Genomic DNA, 17,401 nt, shown 5'->3' with positions numbered 1-17,401 from the left:
CCTAAAGCCACGGTCGTTCGTACAACCATTCGCGCGAATCCGTGTGTCAACGGGGGTATGACTCACAGACGAAGGAGAGCGCTGGTCGCCACCGCGCTCGGCACCGGGTTTCTCATAGCCGGCGTGGCCGTCGCCGCGCCCGCCTCGGCCGCCGCGCCCGCCGTCAGCTGCACGTCGACCAAGGCGGCGCTCGCCACGAAGCTGAAGAAGGACATCACCGCGGCCATCGCGAACCGCAAGGGGACGATCGCCGTCGGCCTGTACGACCGTTCGACGAAGACGACCTGCACCCTGCGGTCCACCACGCACTACGACTCGGCCAGCACGGTCAAGGTGACCGTCCTCGCCACGCTGCTGTGGGACGCGAAGAAGCACAACCGGTATCTGACCACCACCGAGCAGACGCTCGCCAAGGCCATGATCACCAAGTCGGACAACGACGCGACGACCAAGCTGTGGAAGCAGCTCGGCCTGACGAAGATCAAGGGCTTCCTGAGCGCCGCCGGGATGACGCAGACCACCCCGGGCGCCAACGGCTACTGGGGCCTGACCCAGATCGACGTGCACGACGAGCAGCGGCTGCTCGCGCTCGTCACCGCCAAGAACACCGTGCTCAGCGACAATTCGCGGGCCTACATCCTGAAGCTGATGGGGCAGGTCGTCTCGTCCCAGCGGTGGGGCACGCCGTACGGCGCCCCGTCCGGTGTCGCCGTGCACGTCAAGAACGGCTGGCTGCAGCGCGCCACGCACGGCTGGCGGGTGCACAGCCTCGGCACGTTCACCGGCCACGGCCACGACTACCAGATGACCGTGCTGACCCAGGACAACAGCACCATGAGCTACGGCATCAACACCATCCAGGCCGTCGCGAAGGTCGTCCACAAGGACCTCGCGGCCTCCTGAGGCGCGGCGGCGGTTCGCGTACCGAAGTGCGGTCCCGGCGGCCGGAAACCGACCCTTTCCTTCACGGGGCGGTCTCCACCCCGTCACCGGTTCCCCCTACGGTGACCGCCATGCGCCTGCGAACCGTACTCGCCACCGTCACCGCCGGCCTGGCGGCGGCCACCTGTCTGTCCGCCGCCGGGTCCGCCGACGCCGTCGTGACCGGCACCGACGCGACCAACACCGCCTCCGCTCACGCGTGTTCGTCCTCGGTCTCCCTCGACAGCTTCTCCGACGCCCTCGACAAGACCACCTTCGGCGGCTATTTCGTCGGCAACCTCTCCGCGCTCGCCGTGGACAAGGACGGCTCGCTCGCCGCCCTCGCCGACCGGTCGTACCTCTTCGACCTGGACGCGAGGACCCTCGCGCCGAAGAAGGTCGTCGGGCTCGCCGACGAGAACGGCGCCGCGCTCGACTCCGAAGGCATGGTCGTGGACCGGGACGGCACCCGCCTGATCACCTCCGAGACCGAGCCGTCCATCCGCCGCTACTCGGCCGACGGCAAAATCCTGGACCGGCTCCCCGTACCGTCCTCGCTGCTCGTCTCCCCGGCCGGGCGGGCCACCTCCAACCAGACCTTCGAGGGCCTGACCCTCTTGAACGGCGGCCGCACCCTGCTGGCCTCCATGGAGTACGCCCTCTCCGGCGACACCGCCGGGATCGTCCGCTTCCAGACCTGGCAGCGCACCAAGGGCGACCACTTCAGGCTGTCGGCCCAGTACGCCTACCGCACCGACGACCCGATCCTCGGCGTCCCCGAGGTGCAGGCGCTCCCCGACGGCCGGCTCCTCGTCCTGGAGCGCGGCTTCACCTCCGGCGTCGGCAACACCGTCCGCCTCTTCCTGGCCGACCCGCGGCACGCCACGGACACCAGCCGCGTCGAGAACCTCACCGGGCAGGCCGGCGTGCGGCTGATCAGGAAGACCCTGCTCACCGACATCGCCACCTGCCCCTCGCTCGGCGCCACGGCGAAGCAGCCGCAGCCCAACCCGCTCCTCGACAACATCGAGGGCATGGTCGTCACCGGCCGCGCGAAGGGCACGTACAAGGTCCTCCTGGTCAGCGACGACAACCAGAACACGGCCCAGACGACACGGTTCTACCGGCTGTCGGTCCGCGTGCGCTGACACACCGGTACACCGGTTACGGAGGGCGGTCGTACCGGCCGCCCTCTTACCGACATCTCACCCATCCACAGCCTGTGCCCAGGATCGGCACAGCCCTCGCCCATCGGCCACGCTCATGGTGACGTGGTGACATCTGCCACCGATCCCACCCCCCACCCGCCCGTGTCCCCCGACTGGGGCCCGCCCACGGCGGCCCCCGCGCCGACCCCCGGGGCTCCCGTGCCGGGCAAGGCACCGCGCTGGTCCCTTCCCGCGCTGATCGCGATCCTGGTCCTGGCGGCGGTGCTCTACGCCTGGAACCTGTCCAGTTCCGACATGAACACCTTCTACAGCGGTGCCATCTGGGCCGGCACGAAGAGCTGGAAGGCCTGGTTCTTCGGTTCGCTGGACCCCGGCAACTTCCTGACCGTCGACAAACCGCCGTTCGCGCTCATGGTCATGGGCCTGTCCTGCCGCATCTTCGGCTTCGGCACCTGGCAGATGATGGCGCCCGAGATCGTGCTCGCGCTCGCCGCGATCTGGATCCTGCACTCCACCGTGAAGCGGGTGTGGGGGCACGGGGCGGCGACCGTCGCCGCGCTGGTGCTGGCGCTGACCCCGATCACCGTCGCCATCAACCGCGACAACAACCCGGACACCATCCTCGTCTTCCTGATGGTGTCGGGCGCGGCGCTCGCCTTCCGCGCCACCCGTGACGAGAAGCTGCTGTCACTGCTCGGCTCGGCGGCGTGCTTCGGTCTCGCCTTCAACACCAAGCTGCTCGCGGGCTGGATCGCGCTCCCGGCCGTCTTCGCGCTCTACCTCTACGCGTCGAAGGCCACGTGGCCGAAGCGCGCCGTCAACCTGGCCCTCGCGGCGGTCGTGCTGACCGTCTCCAGCTTCTGGTGGGCGGTCGCCGTCTCCCTGGTCCCGGCTTCGGACCGGCCCTACATCGGCGGCTCCACCGACGGCTCCGCATGGGACCTGATCATGGGATACGACGGTCTCGGCCGCGTCTTCGGCGGCGAGGGCAACGGCGGGGGCGGCGGGGGCGGGGGCGGCGGCTTCTCCGGCTCCGCGGGCCTGGGCCGGATGTTCAACGACATCCTCGGCGGCCAGATCTCCTGGCTGCTCCCCTTCGCGGGCATCGCCCTGGTCGGCGGCCTGGTGCTGTGCGGCCGGGCCCCGCGCACGGACCTGCGGCGGATGGCGCTGGTCCTGTGGGGCGGCTGGACCCTCTTGCACTACGTGATCTTCGCGACCGCACAGGGCACCATGCACCCCTACTACACGACCGCGCTCGCCCCGGGCATCGCGGTGCTGTGCGGCGGCGGTGGCGCGATGCTGCTGCAGGCGTTCCGCACCGACAAGCGCTGGGTCTGGGTCCTGCCGGCCGCCTTCGGCGTCACCGGCATCTGGGCCGTCGTGCTGCTGCGCCGGGCCTCGGGCTGGAACACCTGGCTGTGGCCGGTGGTCGGCGTGCTGACGGTGGCCGGCATCGTGGGTCTGGTCCTCTTCCGGTCCGGGAACAGGACCCGGCTGCTGGCCGCCTCGCTGACGGCGGCCGTGATCGCGGCGCTCGCGGGTCCGACGGCGTACGCGGCGACCCTGCCGTTCGGCAGCGGCAGCGGCGGCGGCATGCGCGGCGGCACGAACCCGACCGCCGGGCCCTCCACCGGCAGCGGCTTCGGCGGCGGGCCGGGCGGGAGCGGCGGCAACCGGGGCGGCAGCGGCGGCTTCCCGGGCGGCGGCGAGATGCCGGGCGGCCAGAGCGGCCAGCAGGGCGGCGGCTTCCCGGGCGGTACGAACGGCGAGGCCCCGGGCGGTGGCACGAACGGCGGTGGCTTCCCCGGCGGCGGCACCGGGCAGATGACGCCCGGCGGCGGCACCGGCGAACTCCCGAGCGGCGGCACCGGCAACGGCGAACTGCCCGGCGGCACCGGGGAGATGCCCGGCGGAGGCACCGGCACCGGCGACACGCGCGGCGGCTTCGGCGGCGGCATGGGTGGTGGCGGAGGCATGGGCGGCGGCGTGAGCAGCGACCTCATCGCCTATCTGAAGAAGCACCTGGACGGCGCCACCTGGCTGCTCGCGGTCTCCAACTCGCAGTCCGCGGCGCAGATCGAGCTGAGCTCGCAGGAGCCCGTGATCTCCATGTGGGGCTTCACCGGGTCCGACGGGGCCATGACGGTCGCCAAGCTGAAGGAACTGGTGAAGGCGGGCAAGCTGCACTACATCCAGATCGGCAGCGGCGGCATGGGCATGGGCGGCACCAACACGCTCAGCTCGCAGGTGACGGCCTGGGTGGAGAAGAACGGCACGGCGGTGAAGGAGAGCGCCTACAGCAAGTCCACCACGGACAGTGCGGGTTCGGGCTCGAAGTCCTCCGGCTCCTCCTCGTCCTCGCAGAGCAGCACCTCCTCGCTCTACCGGCTGGACCCGTCGGACGTCAGCTGACGCACCGGCAGTACCGAGGCCCCCGACCGCATGGTCGGGGGCCTCTTTTTACGTCCCGTTCACCTCTACGTCCTCATGTTCATGTCACCCTCCTTCTTGCCGCCTCGTCAACCCGCGTAGATGGGAAACTCTTTATGCTGGCGACACACATCCGGCGCTGGAAGTCGGTGGCCCTGGCGACCGCCGCCGTCCTGGTGGGCCTCACCGCCCCGGCGCTGACGGCGACCCCGGCCGCCGCCACGACCACCGCGTACGACTCGACGTACTACAAGAACGCGATCGGCAAGACGGGGACGAGCCTCAAGTCGTCCCTGCACACGATCATCAGCGCGAACGTCACCAAGCTGTCGTACTCGGCCCTGTGGGACGCCCTGAAGAAGACCGACCAGGACCCGGACAACAACAGCAACGTGATCCTGCTGTACTCGGGCATCTCGCGCAGCAAGACCCTCAACGGCGGGGACAGCGGCGACTGGAACCGCGAGCACGTGTGGGCGATCTCGCACGGCGACCTCACCACGTCCACCGGCCCCGGCACGGACCTGCACCACATCCGTCCCGAGGACGTGGCGGTCAACGGCAAGCGCGGCAACCTCGACTTCGACGAGGGCGGCTCGACCTTCACCAACAGCGGTGGCAGCAAGGTCGACTCGGACTCCTTCGAGCCGCGCGACGCGGTCAAGGGCGACGTGGCCCGCATGATCCTCTACATGGCCGTCCGCTACGAGGGCGACGACGGCTTCGCGAACCTGGAGCCCGACGACAAGGTCGGCAACGGCTCCAACCCGTACATCGGCAAGCTGTCCGTCCTCAAGCAGTGGAACGACGAGGACCCGCCGGACTCCTTCGAGGAGAACCGCAACAACGTCATCTACAGCACCTACCAGCACAACCGGAACCCGTTCATCGACCACCCCGAGTGGGTCGACGCGATCTGGTAGGCGCCGTCCGGGCCGGTCCTACTACTTCCCTCACACAGGTGAAGTCGATCTTGGGCTCGGGCGTGTCCGCGTGACCGCCGAGCAGCATGGGAGCGCCTCGGCAGTTCCGCCGGGGCGTCCCCGACTCCCTTCTCCGGAGATCGTCTTGAAGCTTCGCACCTGGTCCCTGGCCGCCGCCCTCGCCCTCACCGCACTCGTCGTCCCCGCCCAGAGCGCCTCCGCCCACGCGGCCGTCTCCCCCTCCTGTCCCGACGGCTCGGTCTGTTTCTGGAGCGGCGAGGGCTTCGGCGGCGACTACTGGGAGTGGACGGCCCGCAGCGGCTACCGCGACATGCCGGCCAACCTCCACGACAACGTCGGCTCCTTCGTCGCCTCCACCCGCGCCTGCTTCGTCAACTGGGATCCGCAGGAGAAGCGCGACGTCTTCAACGGCGACTGGCGCTCCCAGTACCGCGGCGACTTCGGCGGGCGGATCGACGGGGTGGGGGCGGGGGCCTGCTGAATCACGGCAGGTCGAAGTCGGGCAGGTCGAGGTCGGGCAGGTCGAGGTCGGGCAGTGAGAAGTGGGCCGCGATCGACCGAGCGATCCGTATGTCGGCGTCGCCGTCGTAGTCCGCGTGCGGCCCGGCCAGGTTCGCCGCCGTGAGGGCGGGGGCCAGCAGGCCGGGCTGCTCGCCCACCCCGTAGGACGGGGTCTCGAAGCTGAGGCCGCTGATCAGACGTCCGTCTCGGTAGTAGTCGAACTCGGGGCCGTGCGCCTTGGCGATGCACGGCTCCGTCACGAAGACGGCGAGTTCACCACCGGCCCGGCACAGCCGCCCGTAGTCGACCAGGGCGTAGTCGTCGCTGTCCCAGCCCAGCAGGTCGTGCATGACCACGCCCCAGTCGGCGCCCTTGCCGTACGCGAGAGGGATGCGCTGAGCGGCGAGAAGTCCCCGGGTGAGCGCGTCCAGCGACATCCCCCGGAAGAAGACGACGTTGATCTCCTCATGGGGCGGAAGCGGACGGCGTATCCAATGCGTCATGCGAACACGCTAGAGGCCGCCTCCGACACCCGCCCTAGCCGAGATGCGTCGGCGCGAACATCCGCAGCAGGGCCGGGAGTACGACCACCGAGGGGCCCGGCGCGGCCAGCGCCTTCGCCAGGTCGGTCTCCAGGGTCTCCGGGGACGTGCGCACCCCCGGGACGCCGAAGGACTCGGCGAGGGCCACGTAGTCGGGGCGGGTCAGTTCCGTCGCGGTGGGCTCGCCGAACGCGTCGCTCATGTACTCGCGGAGGATGCCGTAGCCACCGTCGTCGACGATGAGCCAGGTGACCGGGAGGTCGTGCTGCCTGGCGGTCGCCAGTTCGGCGATGGAGTAGAGGGCGCCACCGTCGCCGGAGACCGCGAGGACCGGGCGGGTCGGGTCGGCGGCGGCCGCGCCGAGGGCCGCCGGGAAGCCGTAGCCGAGGCCGCCGGCGCCCTGCGCGGAGTGCATGAGGTTCGGGGCCTGGGCGTCGAAGGCCGACCAGGCCCAGTACGCCAGGATCGTCATGTCCCAGAAGGACGGGGAGCCGGCCGGGAGGGCGCGGCGGACCGACGCCAGCACGTCCTGTTCCAGGGTGAGTTCCTGGGCGGCGATGCGCTCCGAGACGCACGAGAGCAGGTCTCGTACCCGGTCCGCCGCCTGGTCGTCCTCACGCGGGGTCACCGTCTCCAGCAGCGCCTGGAGCGCGAGCCGCGCGTCCGCGTGGATGCCCAGCGCCGGGTGGTTGGACTCCAGTTTGCCGAGGTCCGCCTCGATCTGGATCACCCGGCCGCGCGGCTTGAACGTGTGGTAGTTGGAGGAGAGTTCGCCCAGGCCCGAGCCGACCACGAGAAGGACGTCGGCGTCCTCCAGGAAGTCCGTGGTGTGGCGGTCCTCCAGCCAGGACTGGAGGGACAGGGGGTGGTGCCAGGGGAACGCGCCCTTGCCGCCGTAGGTGGTGACGACCGGAGCGTTCAGCGTCTCCGCCAGCTGCCGCAGCTTCCCCGCGGCGTCCGACCGTACGACCCCGCCGCCCGCGATGACCGCCGGGCGGGCGGCCCGGGACAGCAGGTCGGCCGCCACCGCGGTCAGTTCGGGGCGCGGCGGGAGTTCGTCGGGGGTCGCGTCGACCGCCGTCACCACCGGGACGGACGTCTCGGCGAGGAGCACGTCCTGCGGGATCTCCACCCACACCGGGCCGTGCGGGGCGGTCAGCGCCGACTGCCAGGCGGCCGCGATCGCGGACGGGATCTGGGACTGGGTGCGGACGGTGTGGACCGACTTCACCACGCCCCGGAAGGAGGCCGCCTGGTCCGGGAGTTCGTGCAGGTAGCCGTGGCGGCCGCCGCCGAGGCCCGCGGTGGGGACCTGGCTGCTGATCGCGAGGACGGGCGCCGAGGCGGAGGCCGCCTCGTGCAGCGCGGCCAGTGAGGTCAGCGCGCCGGGGCCGGTGGACAGCAGCAGCGGGGCCGCCTCGCCGGTGATCCTGCCGTAGGCGTCGGCCGCGAAGCCCGCGTTGTTCTCCACCCGCAGGCCGACATAGCGCAGGGCGGAGCGGCGCAGGGCGTCGAACATGCCGAGGGCGTGCTGGCCGGGCAGCCCGAAGACGGTGGTCGCGCCGAGCCCGGCCAGGGTCTCCACGACCAGGTCCCCGCCGTTGCGGCCGGCGGGCGGGTTGAGGGCTGCGGCCGTCTGCGCCTCGGTCGGGCGGAGCACCAGGTCGTGGTCGTGGGTCACTTGGAGCGCGCCTCGGCAATCTGTCGGGTCATGATCGTGGTCAGTTCGTACGCCGTGTGCGAGGCCGCCACCGACGTGATCTCCGCGTGGTCGTACGCGGGGGCCACCTCGACGACGTCGGCCGACACCAGGTTGCAGGAGGCGAGTCCGCGCAGGATCTCCAGCAGTTCCCTGGACGTCATACCACCGGCCTCGGGCGTGCCGGTGCCCGGGGCGTGGGCGGGGTCCAGGCAGTCGATGTCGATCGAGATGTAGAGCGGGCGGTCGCCGATGCGCTGACGGAGCTGGTCGGCGACCTCGTCGGCGCCCCGGCGGTAGATGTCCGCCGAGGTCACGATGCCGAAGCCCATCTTCTCGTCGTCGGTCAGGTCCTGCTTGCCGTACAGCGGGCCGCGGGTGCCGACGTGCGAGAGGGCCGAGGTGTCCAGGATGCCCTCCTCCACCGCCCGCCGGAACGGGGTGCCGTGCGTGTACTCGGCGCCGAAGTAGGTGTCCCAGGTGTCGAGGTGGGCGTCGAAGTGGAGGAGCGCGACCGGGCCGTGCTTCCTGGCGACGCTGCGCAGCAGCGGCAGCGCGATGGTGTGGTCGCCGCCCAGGGTCATCAGGCGGGCGCCGGTGCCGAGAAGGTCGTCGGCGGCGGTCTCGATCGTCTCGACCGCCTCGTTGATGTTGAACGGGTTGACGGCTATGTCACCGCCGTCCGCGACCTGGGCGAGGGCGAAGGGGGAGGTGTCCTGCGCGGGGTTGTAGGGGCGCAGCAGCCGGGACGCCTCACGGATGGCGTTGCCGCCGAAGCGGGCGCCGGGCCGGTACGAGACGCCCGAGTCGAACGGCACGCCCATCACGGCGACGTCGGCGCGGCCGACCTCGTCGAGGCGGGGCAGCCGGGCGAAGGTCGCGGGACCGGCGTACCGCGGGACGCGGGAGGAGTCGACGGGGCCGCGGGGCGTCTCGTTGCTGCTCATGGGATGCTGCCTTCTTTCCTACGCTTCATCGCGTACGTACCGCTATGCACTGCTTCTGCTACGACTCTACTGGTGGGCCGGAACCGGTTCGGACACGAGTTCGGGGGCGCCGCGGCCCGCGAGCCGTTCCCGCCAGTTCGCCAGCACCGCCGCGTCGGTCGGCCTCGTCGCCAGGGAGACGGCGACGTACGCGACGAGGGAGGAGAGCAGCCCGTAGTAGACGGGTTCGTTGGCGAGGATGCCGTAGCCCGCCATCAGGCCGATCACCGCGAGGCCGCCGACGGTCACGGCGGCGAGGGCGCCCTGGACCGTGCCGCGCTTCCACAGCAGCCCGCCGAGGATCGGGACCAGGAGGCCGCCGACGAGCAGGTTGTACGCGACGGTCAGCGCCTCGACCACGTCGTTGAGGGCGATGGCCGTGCCGATCACCCCGAGCCCCATGACCAGGATGAAGACCCGGTTGCCCCGCACCTCGTCGTGTTCCGCTCCACCGGACCCGGCCCGTCCCCTCAGCCGCGACCAGATGTCGTTGTTGGCGACGGTCGCGCAGGCGATCAGCGCCCCGGAGGACGTGGACATCACCGCGGCCAGGGCCGCCGCCAGCACCAGCCCCCGCACCCCGACCGGGAGCTCGTCCTTGACGATGGTCGCGAAGGCGTCGTCCGGGCTGCCCAGCTTCGGGTAGAGCACCTTGGCCGCCGTCCCGATCACCGCCCCGGCGAGGGCGTAGACCAGGCAGTACGTGCCGGCCACCGTGCCGCCCCACTTCGCCGTCCGGTCGCCGCGCGCCGTGAAGACCCGCTGCCAGATGTCCTGCCCGATGAGCATGCCGAAGGTGTAGATCAGCACGTACGTGAAGATCGTCTCGCCGCCGATGCCCAACGGGTCGAAGTACGTGGTCGGCAGCTTCGCCTTCATCTCGCTGAAGCCGCCGGCCTTCACGACGGCGATCGGGAGCAGGAGCAGCAGCACGCCGATCGTCTTCACCACGAACTGGACCATGTCCGTCAGCGTGATCGACCACATGCCGCCGAGCGTCGAGTAGGCGACGACGATCGAGCCGCCGATGACGATCGCGACGGTCCGGTTCATGTCGAAGAGGACGTCGAAGATCGTGGCGTACGCGATGGTCGAGGTGACGGCGAGCATGAGCGTGTACGCCCACATCACGACGCCGGAGATCACGCCCGCCCGGCCGCCGTACCGCAGGTCCAGCATCTCGGAGACGGTGTACACCTTGAGGCGGGCGATCCGGGCGGAGAAGAAGACGGAGAGGGCGAGCAGCCCGAGGCCGATGGTGAAGACCATCCAGGCGCCGGACAGTCCGTACTGGTACCCCAGTCCGACCCCGCCGATGGTGGAGGCGCCGCCGAGGACGATCGCGGCCATGGTGCCGGAGTACATGGCGGGCCCGAGCCGGCGCCCGGCCACCAGGAACTCGCTCTTCGACCTGGCCCGGCGCATGCCCCACCAGCCCATGGCCAGCATGCCGGCGAGGTAGAGGACGATCACGGTGTAGTCGACGGCCACAGGGCCCTCCTTCGCTGGGGGTTCTCGCCGGCGGGCGACGTGCCTCGACAGTAGGTGGCCGGAAAGCGGCTGCGAAGTGTACGTTTCATCCATTCGAGCCGTGCCTGATGGAGGAAAAGCACATCGTGCCGGACCCGATGGCCCCGCCCACGCCGCCCGTACCCCTCGCCGCCCTCCTGGCCCGCGAGGACCTCGCCCTGCGCCGGATCGCCGGGCCGTCCGACCCCTCCCTCGTCATCCACGCGGCGCACACCTCGGAGATGGCCGACCCGTACCCGTACCTGCTGGGCGGCGAGCTGCTGCTGACGGCCGGCGTGCACATCCCGGACGCGGCGGGCTCGGACGGGGGCGCCACCGGTCGAGCGAATCCGAGACCGCGGGACTACTTCGACGACTACGTCTCCCGGATCGTCGCGGCGGGCGGCGCCGCCCTCGGCTTCGGGCTGGCCCCCGTGCACGACACGGTCCCGCGGGCCCTGATCGAGGCCTGCGACAGCTACGGCCTCCCTCTCCTGGAGGTCCCGCCGCAGACCCCCTTCACCGCCGTCGCCCGGGCGGTCTGGCAGCTGCTGGCCCAGGCCCGCCTGGCCGAACTGCGCCGCGTCACGGAGGCCCAGCAGGGCCTGGCCGCCGCCGCGGCCCGCCCCGACCCGGTGCCTTCGGTGCTGCGGCAGCTGGCCCAGCGGACCGGCGGCTGGACGGCGCTGTACGGCCCGGAGGGCACGGAGATCGCGTCGGCGGGCCGGCGCCCGGAGCCACCGGTGACCTCGTCCCTGGCCGAGCTCGCGGAGGTGGTCCGGCCCTCCGGCCCCGGCACCCCCACCTCCGCCACCCACGCCATCGCCGGCACCCACCTCGCGGCCTACACCCTGAGCACCGGCTTCGCACTCGGCGTGGCCACCCCCGCCCGCGAGCCGGGCGACCACACCATCGCCTCGGTCGCCACCGTCCTGCTCACCCTCCTCACCGGCGAACAGCAGAGCGGCTCGGGCGCGGCCCGCACCTCGGCCCTCGTACGACTCCTGCTGGGCGGCACGGCGGCGGAGGTGGCCCCCCTGCTGGGCGGAGGCGACACCTGGTTCGTCGTGCATGCCTCGCCGAACGACCGACGCGACCGTCCCTGCCCAGGGGCGCGCGGAACTGCGCGACCAGCCACCCACAGCCCGCGGCCGCCCGACCTCCTCGCCGCCACCGCACTGGGCACCTCACTGGGCTCAGCTCTCATCGACCCCGCGGGGGAGGTCGTACGCGTCCTGCTCCCCACCGACCGAGAACCCGGCCCACAGCCCGGCTGGACCCTCGGCGTCAGCGCTCCCGTACCCGCACAACAGCTGGCGCTCGCCGACACCCAGGCGGCACGCGCCGTCGCCCGCGCCCGGGCGACCCGCACCCCGCTGCTGAGCCACCAAAGCCGCCCCGGCCTGGCCGGACTCGTCCCGAGGGAAGAGGCCCAGGCCCACGCGCTCGCCCTCCTCGGCCCCCTCGCGGCGCACCCGGCCCTCGTCGACACCCTGCGCACCTGGCTCTCCCTGCACGGCAGTTGGGACCGCACGGCGGTCGCCCTCGCCGTCCACCGCAACACCGTGCGGCAGCGCATCGCCCGGTGCGCGGCACTCCTCGGTGCCGAACTCGACGACCCGGACGTGCGGATGGAGCTGTGGTTCGCCCTCCGGGAGGAGTGAGTGACACGCGTCCCAGCGGGCGATACGCAGGGCGAACGCGCGGCGCCCTGCCTCACAATGGAGCCATGCCGATATCCGGGACGCCCAGCCGCGCCGAGCTCGTAGAGCACCTTGTGAAGACCCGTATCGCGGGCGATGTCGCCACCCCCCGCGAGAACAACCTGCTCCACTACCGCAAGCTGGCAAACGGCGAGCGCAACTGGTGGCTGGGTCTGGAACTCGGCGACCGCTGGACCGACGAGCAGGACGTGCTGGCCGTGATGGCCGAGCGGGTCGGGGTGAACGACGACCCCGAGTACCGGTACGGCCAGGACACCATCGACCCCGAGCTGACCGTGGACGGCCTGGACCGGCTCGCGGCGCGGCTGCGCAAGGCGGCCGAGGGGCGGCAGCGGGTGCTGTTCGCGACCGGTCACCCGGGCGGCCTGCTGGACGTGCACCGCGCGACCGCGGCCGCGCTGCGCGGCGCCGGCTGCGAGATCGTGGTCGTCCCGGACGGGCTGCAGACGGACGAGGGGTACGTCATGCAGTTCGCCGACGTGGCCGTCCTCGAACACGGGGCGACGCTGTGGCACACGCACTCCGGGGAGCCGATGAAGGCCGTCCTGGGGGGCCTGGAGCGTGCGGGGCGGCCGCAGCCCGACCTGGTCGTCGCCGACCACGGCTGGGCCGGCTACGCGGCGCAGGTGGGCCTGGACTCGGTCGGGTACGCGGACTGCAACGACCCGGCGCTGTTCCTCGCCGAGTCGGAGGGCACCCTCCAGGTCGCCGTACCGCTCGACGACCATGTGCTCAGCCCGCGGTACTACGACCCGATGACCGCGTACCTGCTGGCCGGCGCCGGGCTGTCCTGACCCACCGATGTGCGGCCCCCGCAGCGGGGAGCCGCACATCGTGGCCTGGCCCTAGACCCTGAGTTGCTGGTCTGCTGTCGTCGGTCGCTCAGAACCCGAGTCCGCCGAAGCCGAGACCACCGAAGCCACCGAACCCGGCTGTGTAGCCGACGCCGACGACAGGGACGACCGCGACGGGGACGACCGCGACAGTGGTGGGGTAGTACCCGTAGCCGTAGCCGCCGTATCCGTAACGGCAGTTGTTGAACCCGCCGCCCCTGAAGCCGTTGCAGCCGCCGAAGCTGCCACCGGTGACGACGGACTGGTGAGTGGAGGCGGGGACCGCCGAGGCGGTACCCGCGGCGCCGATCGCGGCACCACCGGCCAGCAACAGGCCGGCGGCGGACATCGCGGCGAGACGCCTCGCGCGCTGTACTCGCATGGGAAATACCTTTCTGCCGGACTTACGTCCGCTACGCGGCACGTCCGCTATGCGGCACATGCATGGTGCGGCATTTCACTCATAGAGCTTAATTCGGGATAAAGACGGCGGCACCTCGGGCGGTCACCGCCCGTCATCGGCCGAGGTCACCCGCCCGGAACCGGAACCGGACCCGGGGTCGAGGCCGGGGCCGGCGTCGGGTCAGGCTCCGCGGCCGGGCCCGGGGTGGGGTCCAGATACACCCGGCCGATCGCGGGGAACGCGGCCCGCAGCCGCTGCTCGGCCCGCTCGCAGGCCCACTCGACCTCGGCCGCCGTCGACACGTCCCGGAAGTCCACCTTGGCGGCGACCAGCGCCTCCTCCGGGCCCTGCACCAGGGTGGTCAGCTCCAGTACGGCCACGATGTGCTCGGACTCCAGCAGCTCCGCCCGGATCCGCTCCCGCACGGGCTTCGGCAGCGGCCGCCCGATGAGGAGCTCGGCGTTGGACCGGCCCAGCACCCAGGCGACGTACAGCAGGAGCAGGCCGATGAGGAGGGAGGCCAGGCCGTCCCAGACGCCGGAGCCGGTGAGCTGGCCGCCGAGCAGTCCGCCGGCCGCGAGCACCAGTCCGGCGAGCGCGGCCGAGTCCTCCATGACCACGGCCTTCACCGCGGTGTCGGGGGTGTACCGGAGGTACCGCCTGAACGGCGCCTTGACACGGGCCGCCGCGCCGCGCGCCTGCCGCAGCCCGGTCCGCAGCGAGAGGCCCTCCAGCACGAAGGCGATGGCGAGCACGACGTACGACACCAGCGGGTCGCCCGGCTTCTCCCCCGCGGCCAGGGTGTGGACGCCGTCGTAGAGGGAGAAGACCGCGCCGCCGACGAAGGTGGCTACGGCGGCGAGCATGGCCCAGATGTACCGCTCGGGGCCGTAGCCCAGCGGGTGCTCCTCGTCGGCCGGCTTCTCGCTGCGCTTGAGGGCGGTGAGCAGCAGCAGCTCGGTGACGGTGTCGGCGACCGAGTGCGCCGCCTCCGAGAGCATCGCGCTGGAGCCGCTGACGACTCCGGCGACCGTCTTGGCCAGCGCGATCCCGAGATTGGCGACGGCGGCGACGATCACCGTGAAGGTGTTCTCGCCGCCGCCGTTCTTCGCCTGCGCTTGTGTCACGCCCGTCAGTCTGCCCGGGGGACGCGGACCACACCCTCCTGGATCACGGAAATGGCGAGTGAACCGTCCCGGGTGTAGATCCGGGCCTGGCCGAGCCCGCGTCCGCCGTGCGCGGACGGCGACTCCTGGTCGTAGAGCAGCCACTCGTCGGCGCGGAACGGCCGGTGGAACCACATGGCGTGGTCGAGCGAGGCGCCCACCACGTCCCCGACCGCCCAGCCGCCGCGGCCGTGCGCGAGCAGGACGGAGTCGAGGAGGGTCATGTCGGAGACGTAGGTCGCGAGTACGACGTGCAGCAGGGGGTCGTCGTCGAGCTTGCCGTTGGTGCGGAACCACACCTGGCTGTGCGGCTCGCGCGGCTCGCCGTACCTGCCGAACGGCGGGTCCTCGACGTAGCGCAGGTCGATCGCCTCGCGGGCCTCGATGAACTTCTCCACGACGGCCGGGTCGAGGTGGCCGTAGCCGCGGAGGCGGTCCGCCGAGGTGGGCAGGCTCGCCGGGTCGGGTGCGGCGGGCATCGGGGCCTGGTGCTCCAGGCCGTCCTCGTCCAGCTGGAAGGAGGCCGAGAGGGCGAAGATCGGCCGGCCGTGCTGGACGGCGACCGCGCGCCGGGTGGTGAAGGAGCGGCCGTCGCGGATGCGCTCGACGGTGTAGACGATGGGCGCGCCCGGGTCGCCGGGGCGCAGGAAGTACGCGTGCAGCGAGTGGGCGTGCCGGTCCGCCGGGACGGTGCGCCCGGCGGCGACCAGCGCCTGGGCCGCGACCTGTCCGCCGAAGACGCGCGGGACGACGGCGGACCGGGACTGGCCGCGGAAGATGTTCTCCTCGATCTGCTCCAGGTCGAGCAGGTCGAGGAGATCACTTAGTGCCTGGTTCATGGCACCTTTTCTACTGGCGGGTTGTTGCGGTGGGCCTACAGGCCCATGTCCTTCGCGATGATCGTCTTCATGATCTCGCTGGTGCCGCCGTAGATGCGGTTGACGCGGTTGTCCGCGTACAGGCGGGCGATCGGGTACTCGTTCATGAAGCCGTAGCCGCCGTGCAGCTGGAGGCAGCGGTCGATCACGCGGTGCGCGACCTCGGTGGTGAACAGCTTGGCGCTGGCGGCCTCGGCGGGCGTCAGCTCGCCGGCGTCCAGCGCCTCCGTCGCACGGTCCACGACGGCCTCGGCGGCGTCCACCTCGGCCTGGCAGGCGGCCAGCTCGAACTTGGTGTTCTGGAAGGCGGCGACGGGCTGGCCGAAGACGACGCGCTCCTGCACGTACTGCTTGGCGAACCGGACGGCGGCCTTGGCCTGCGCGTAGGCGCCGAAGGCGATGCCCCAGCGCTCGGAGGCGAGGTTGTGGCCGAGGTAGTAGAAGCCCTTGTTCTCCTCGCCGAGGAGGTCCTCGACGGGGACCTTGACGTCGACGAACGCCAGCTCGGCGGTGTCGGAGGTCTTCAGGCCGAGCTTGTCGAGCTTGCGCCCGACGGAGTACCCCGCCGCCTTCGTGTCCACCACGAAGAGGGAGATGCCGTGCCGGCGGTCCTCCTTCGTGGGCGCGGAGGTCCGGGCACACACGATCATCCGGTCGGCGTGCACGCCCCCCGTGATGAAGGTCTTGGCGCCGTTGAGGACGTAGTGCGTGCCGTCCTCGCTGAGCTTGGCGGTGGTCTTCATGCCCGCGAGGTCGGAGCCGGTGCCCGGCTCGGTCATCGCGATCGCCCACATCTCCTCGCCGGAGACGAACTTGGGCAGGTACCGCTTCTTCTGCTCGTCGGTCGCCAGCAGCTTTATGTACGGCAGGCCGAGCAGCACGTGCACGCCCGAGCCGCCGAAGGCGACGCCCGCACGGGCGGTCTCCTCGTACAGGACGGCCTCGAACTTGTAGGAGTCGATGCCGGCGCCGCCGTACTCCTCGTCGACGCGGATACCGAAGACGCCGAGCTCGGCGAGCTTGTAGTAGAAGTCACGGGGGGCCTGGCCAGCGGCGAACCACTCGTCGTACACCGGTACGACCTCGGCCTCGATGAAGGCGCGGATGGTCTCCCGGAACGCCTCGTGATCCTCGTCGAACAACGTACGGCGCACGGCCGCCACCTCCACGGACTTCGGCATGTCTAAGCGCTTGCTCAGATCTCAAGGTACCGGTGGGTAGGCCAACGGGTCCAGGGTGAGCCCCCACCCAAGGGGGGTAACGCTCGTCACGCCACCACCTGCCCGGGGGGATACGCCGCCCCTCACCTCCCGCCCGCCCTGGAGATACACCGCCCCCTCACCCCCCGCCCACCAAAAGACCCGTCGCGCCCCCTCCGACCCCTCCCACCGGAAGACTCGCCGCCGCGCCCTGCCGACCGCGGCCACCAAAAATCCCGCCGCGCCGGCGATCAGCCACAACGGCGCGAGCCGGCGGTGCCGAACCGGCCCGAGGCAGCACGGCACCGCCGGGAACCATCGTCGCGGCTGGTCGCCGTCGCGGCGGATTCGGGGAGACGGGCGGAGTTGCGCGCCAGGCGCGGCAGGCGCCGCCTTCCCCCAGCCGCTTTACTTCACATCTGCGCCGCGCCGGCGATCAGCCACGACGGCGCGAGCCGGCGGTGCCGAACCGGCCCGAGGCAGCACGGCACCAC

General features: G+C 71.5%; 15 protein-coding genes. 7 read left to right on the top strand and 8 right to left on the bottom strand.

The genetic code is table 11. The annotated features are described in order from the left end of the window. The first annotated feature begins 57 nt into the window (after window positions 1-57). From AB0472_RS29680 to AB0472_RS29660, 5 genes are all read left to right on the top strand, one after another. Window positions 58-903, top strand: coding sequence for a serine hydrolase (locus AB0472_RS29680; RefSeq protein ID WP_366360786.1), 846 nt, complete (start codon window positions 58-60; stop codon window positions 901-903). A gap of 110 nt (window positions 904-1,013) precedes the next feature. After that, entirely contained in the window at window positions 1,014-2,069 is a 1,056-nt protein-coding gene (locus tag AB0472_RS29675; protein ID WP_366360784.1) for an esterase-like activity of phytase family protein, read from the top strand. A 126-nt stretch (window positions 2,070-2,195) separates the two neighbouring features. Continuing rightward, the gene (locus AB0472_RS29670) at window positions 2,196-4,505 is read left to right on the top strand and encodes a glycosyltransferase family 39 protein (protein ID WP_366360782.1); all 2,310 of its coding nucleotides are present in this window, start codon (window positions 2,196-2,198) and stop codon (window positions 4,503-4,505) included. Window positions 4,506-4,639: 134 nt separating this feature from the next. After that, window positions 4,640-5,446 (top strand): endonuclease, encoded by an 807-nt coding sequence (locus AB0472_RS29665; RefSeq protein ID WP_366360780.1) that lies wholly within the window; start codon window positions 4,640-4,642, stop codon window positions 5,444-5,446. Between the two features lie 145 nt (window positions 5,447-5,591). Beyond that, window positions 5,592-5,948, top strand: a complete 357-nt coding sequence (locus AB0472_RS29660; protein ID WP_366360778.1) for a peptidase inhibitor family I36 protein — start codon at window positions 5,592-5,594, stop codon at window positions 5,946-5,948. Window position 5,949: 1 nt separating this feature from the next. Here the strand turns inward: AB0472_RS29660 and AB0472_RS29655 are convergent, their stop codons facing one another. From AB0472_RS29655 to AB0472_RS29640, 4 genes are all read right to left on the bottom strand, one after another. Continuing rightward, the gene (locus tag AB0472_RS29655) at window positions 5,950-6,471 is read right to left on the bottom strand and encodes a hypothetical protein (protein ID WP_366360776.1); all 522 of its coding nucleotides are present in this window, start codon (window positions 6,469-6,471) and stop codon (window positions 5,950-5,952) included. A 34-nt stretch (window positions 6,472-6,505) separates the two neighbouring features. Next, entirely contained in the window at window positions 6,506-8,191 is a 1,686-nt protein-coding gene (locus AB0472_RS29650; RefSeq protein ID WP_366360774.1) for a thiamine pyrophosphate-binding protein, read from the bottom strand. Then, window positions 8,188-9,156, bottom strand: a complete 969-nt coding sequence (gene speB / locus AB0472_RS29645; RefSeq protein WP_366360772.1) for an agmatinase — start codon at window positions 9,154-9,156, stop codon at window positions 8,188-8,190. Before speB ends, AB0472_RS29650 begins: the two co-directional genes overlap by 4 nt. 66 nt (window positions 9,157-9,222) lie before the next feature. Continuing rightward, entirely contained in the window at window positions 9,223-10,686 is a 1,464-nt protein-coding gene (locus AB0472_RS29640; protein ID WP_366360770.1) for a sodium:solute symporter, read from the bottom strand. A 125-nt stretch (window positions 10,687-10,811) separates the two neighbouring features. On the opposite strand from AB0472_RS29640, the gene AB0472_RS29635 reads away from it, so the two are divergent. Both AB0472_RS29635 and AB0472_RS29630 read left to right on the top strand, forming a co-directional pair. Beyond that, window positions 10,812-12,368: a helix-turn-helix domain-containing protein gene (locus AB0472_RS29635; RefSeq protein WP_366360768.1), complete on the top strand. Its 1,557-nt coding sequence runs from the start codon at window positions 10,812-10,814 to the stop codon at window positions 12,366-12,368. Between the two features lie 65 nt (window positions 12,369-12,433). Then, a complete protein-coding gene (locus AB0472_RS29630) occupies window positions 12,434-13,222 on the top strand; it encodes a phosphatase (protein ID WP_366360766.1) in 789 nt (262 codons plus the stop codon). A gap of 88 nt (window positions 13,223-13,310) precedes the next feature. Here AB0472_RS29630 and AB0472_RS29625 read toward each other — a convergent pair whose 3' ends face one another. The 4 genes from AB0472_RS29625 to AB0472_RS29610 all read right to left on the bottom strand — a co-directional run bounded on the left by AB0472_RS29625 (window position 13,311) and on the right by AB0472_RS29610 (window position 16,862). Further along, entirely contained in the window at window positions 13,311-13,643 is a 333-nt protein-coding gene (locus AB0472_RS29625) for a hypothetical protein (RefSeq protein WP_366360764.1), read from the bottom strand. A 146-nt stretch (window positions 13,644-13,789) separates the two neighbouring features. Further along, window positions 13,790-14,791 (bottom strand): cation diffusion facilitator family transporter, encoded by a 1,002-nt coding sequence (locus AB0472_RS29620; protein ID WP_366360762.1) that lies wholly within the window; start codon window positions 14,789-14,791, stop codon window positions 13,790-13,792. 5 nt (window positions 14,792-14,796) lie between these two features. Further along, window positions 14,797-15,669, bottom strand: a complete 873-nt coding sequence (locus tag AB0472_RS29615) for an acyl-CoA thioesterase II (RefSeq protein WP_366360760.1) — start codon at window positions 15,667-15,669, stop codon at window positions 14,797-14,799. 35 nt (window positions 15,670-15,704) lie between these two features. Further along, the gene (locus AB0472_RS29610; RefSeq protein ID WP_366360984.1) at window positions 15,705-16,862 is read right to left on the bottom strand and encodes an acyl-CoA dehydrogenase family protein; all 1,158 of its coding nucleotides are present in this window, start codon (window positions 16,860-16,862) and stop codon (window positions 15,705-15,707) included. Between the last annotated feature and the right edge of the window lie 539 nt (window positions 16,863-17,401).

It is taken from the genome of Streptomyces sp. NPDC086777 (genome assembly GCF_040702065.1).
GTDB lineage: Bacteria > Actinomycetota > Actinomycetes > Streptomycetales > Streptomycetaceae > Streptomyces.
Note: the sequence above shows the minus strand (reverse complement) of the source record. Positions and strands in the feature narration are given on the sequence as shown.

What these genes read in the sequence shown, in the direction of transcription:
- AB0472_RS29680 (WP_366360786.1), top strand. Translation starts at nt 58, where the DNA reads ATGACTCACAGACGAAGGAGAGCGCTGGTCGCCACCGCGCTCGGCACC.
- AB0472_RS29675 (WP_366360784.1), top strand. Translation starts at nt 1,014, where the DNA reads ATGCGCCTGCGAACCGTACTCGCCACCGTCACCGCCGGCCTGGCGGCG.
- AB0472_RS29665 (WP_366360780.1), top strand. Translation starts at nt 4,640, where the DNA reads ATGCTGGCGACACACATCCGGCGCTGGAAGTCGGTGGCCCTGGCGACC.
- AB0472_RS29655 (WP_366360776.1), bottom strand. Translation starts at nt 6,471, where the DNA reads ATGACGCATTGGATACGCCGTCCGCTTCCGCCCCATGAGGAGATCAAC.
- speB (WP_366360772.1), bottom strand. Translation starts at nt 9,156, where the DNA reads ATGAGCAGCAACGAGACGCCCCGCGGCCCCGTCGACTCCTCCCGCGTC.
- AB0472_RS29630 (WP_366360766.1), top strand. Translation starts at nt 12,434, where the DNA reads ATGCCGATATCCGGGACGCCCAGCCGCGCCGAGCTCGTAGAGCACCTT.
- AB0472_RS29625 (WP_366360764.1), bottom strand. Translation starts at nt 13,643, where the DNA reads ATGCGAGTACAGCGCGCGAGGCGTCTCGCCGCGATGTCCGCCGCCGGC.
- AB0472_RS29615 (WP_366360760.1), bottom strand. Translation starts at nt 15,669, where the DNA reads ATGAACCAGGCACTAAGTGATCTCCTCGACCTGCTCGACCTGGAGCAG.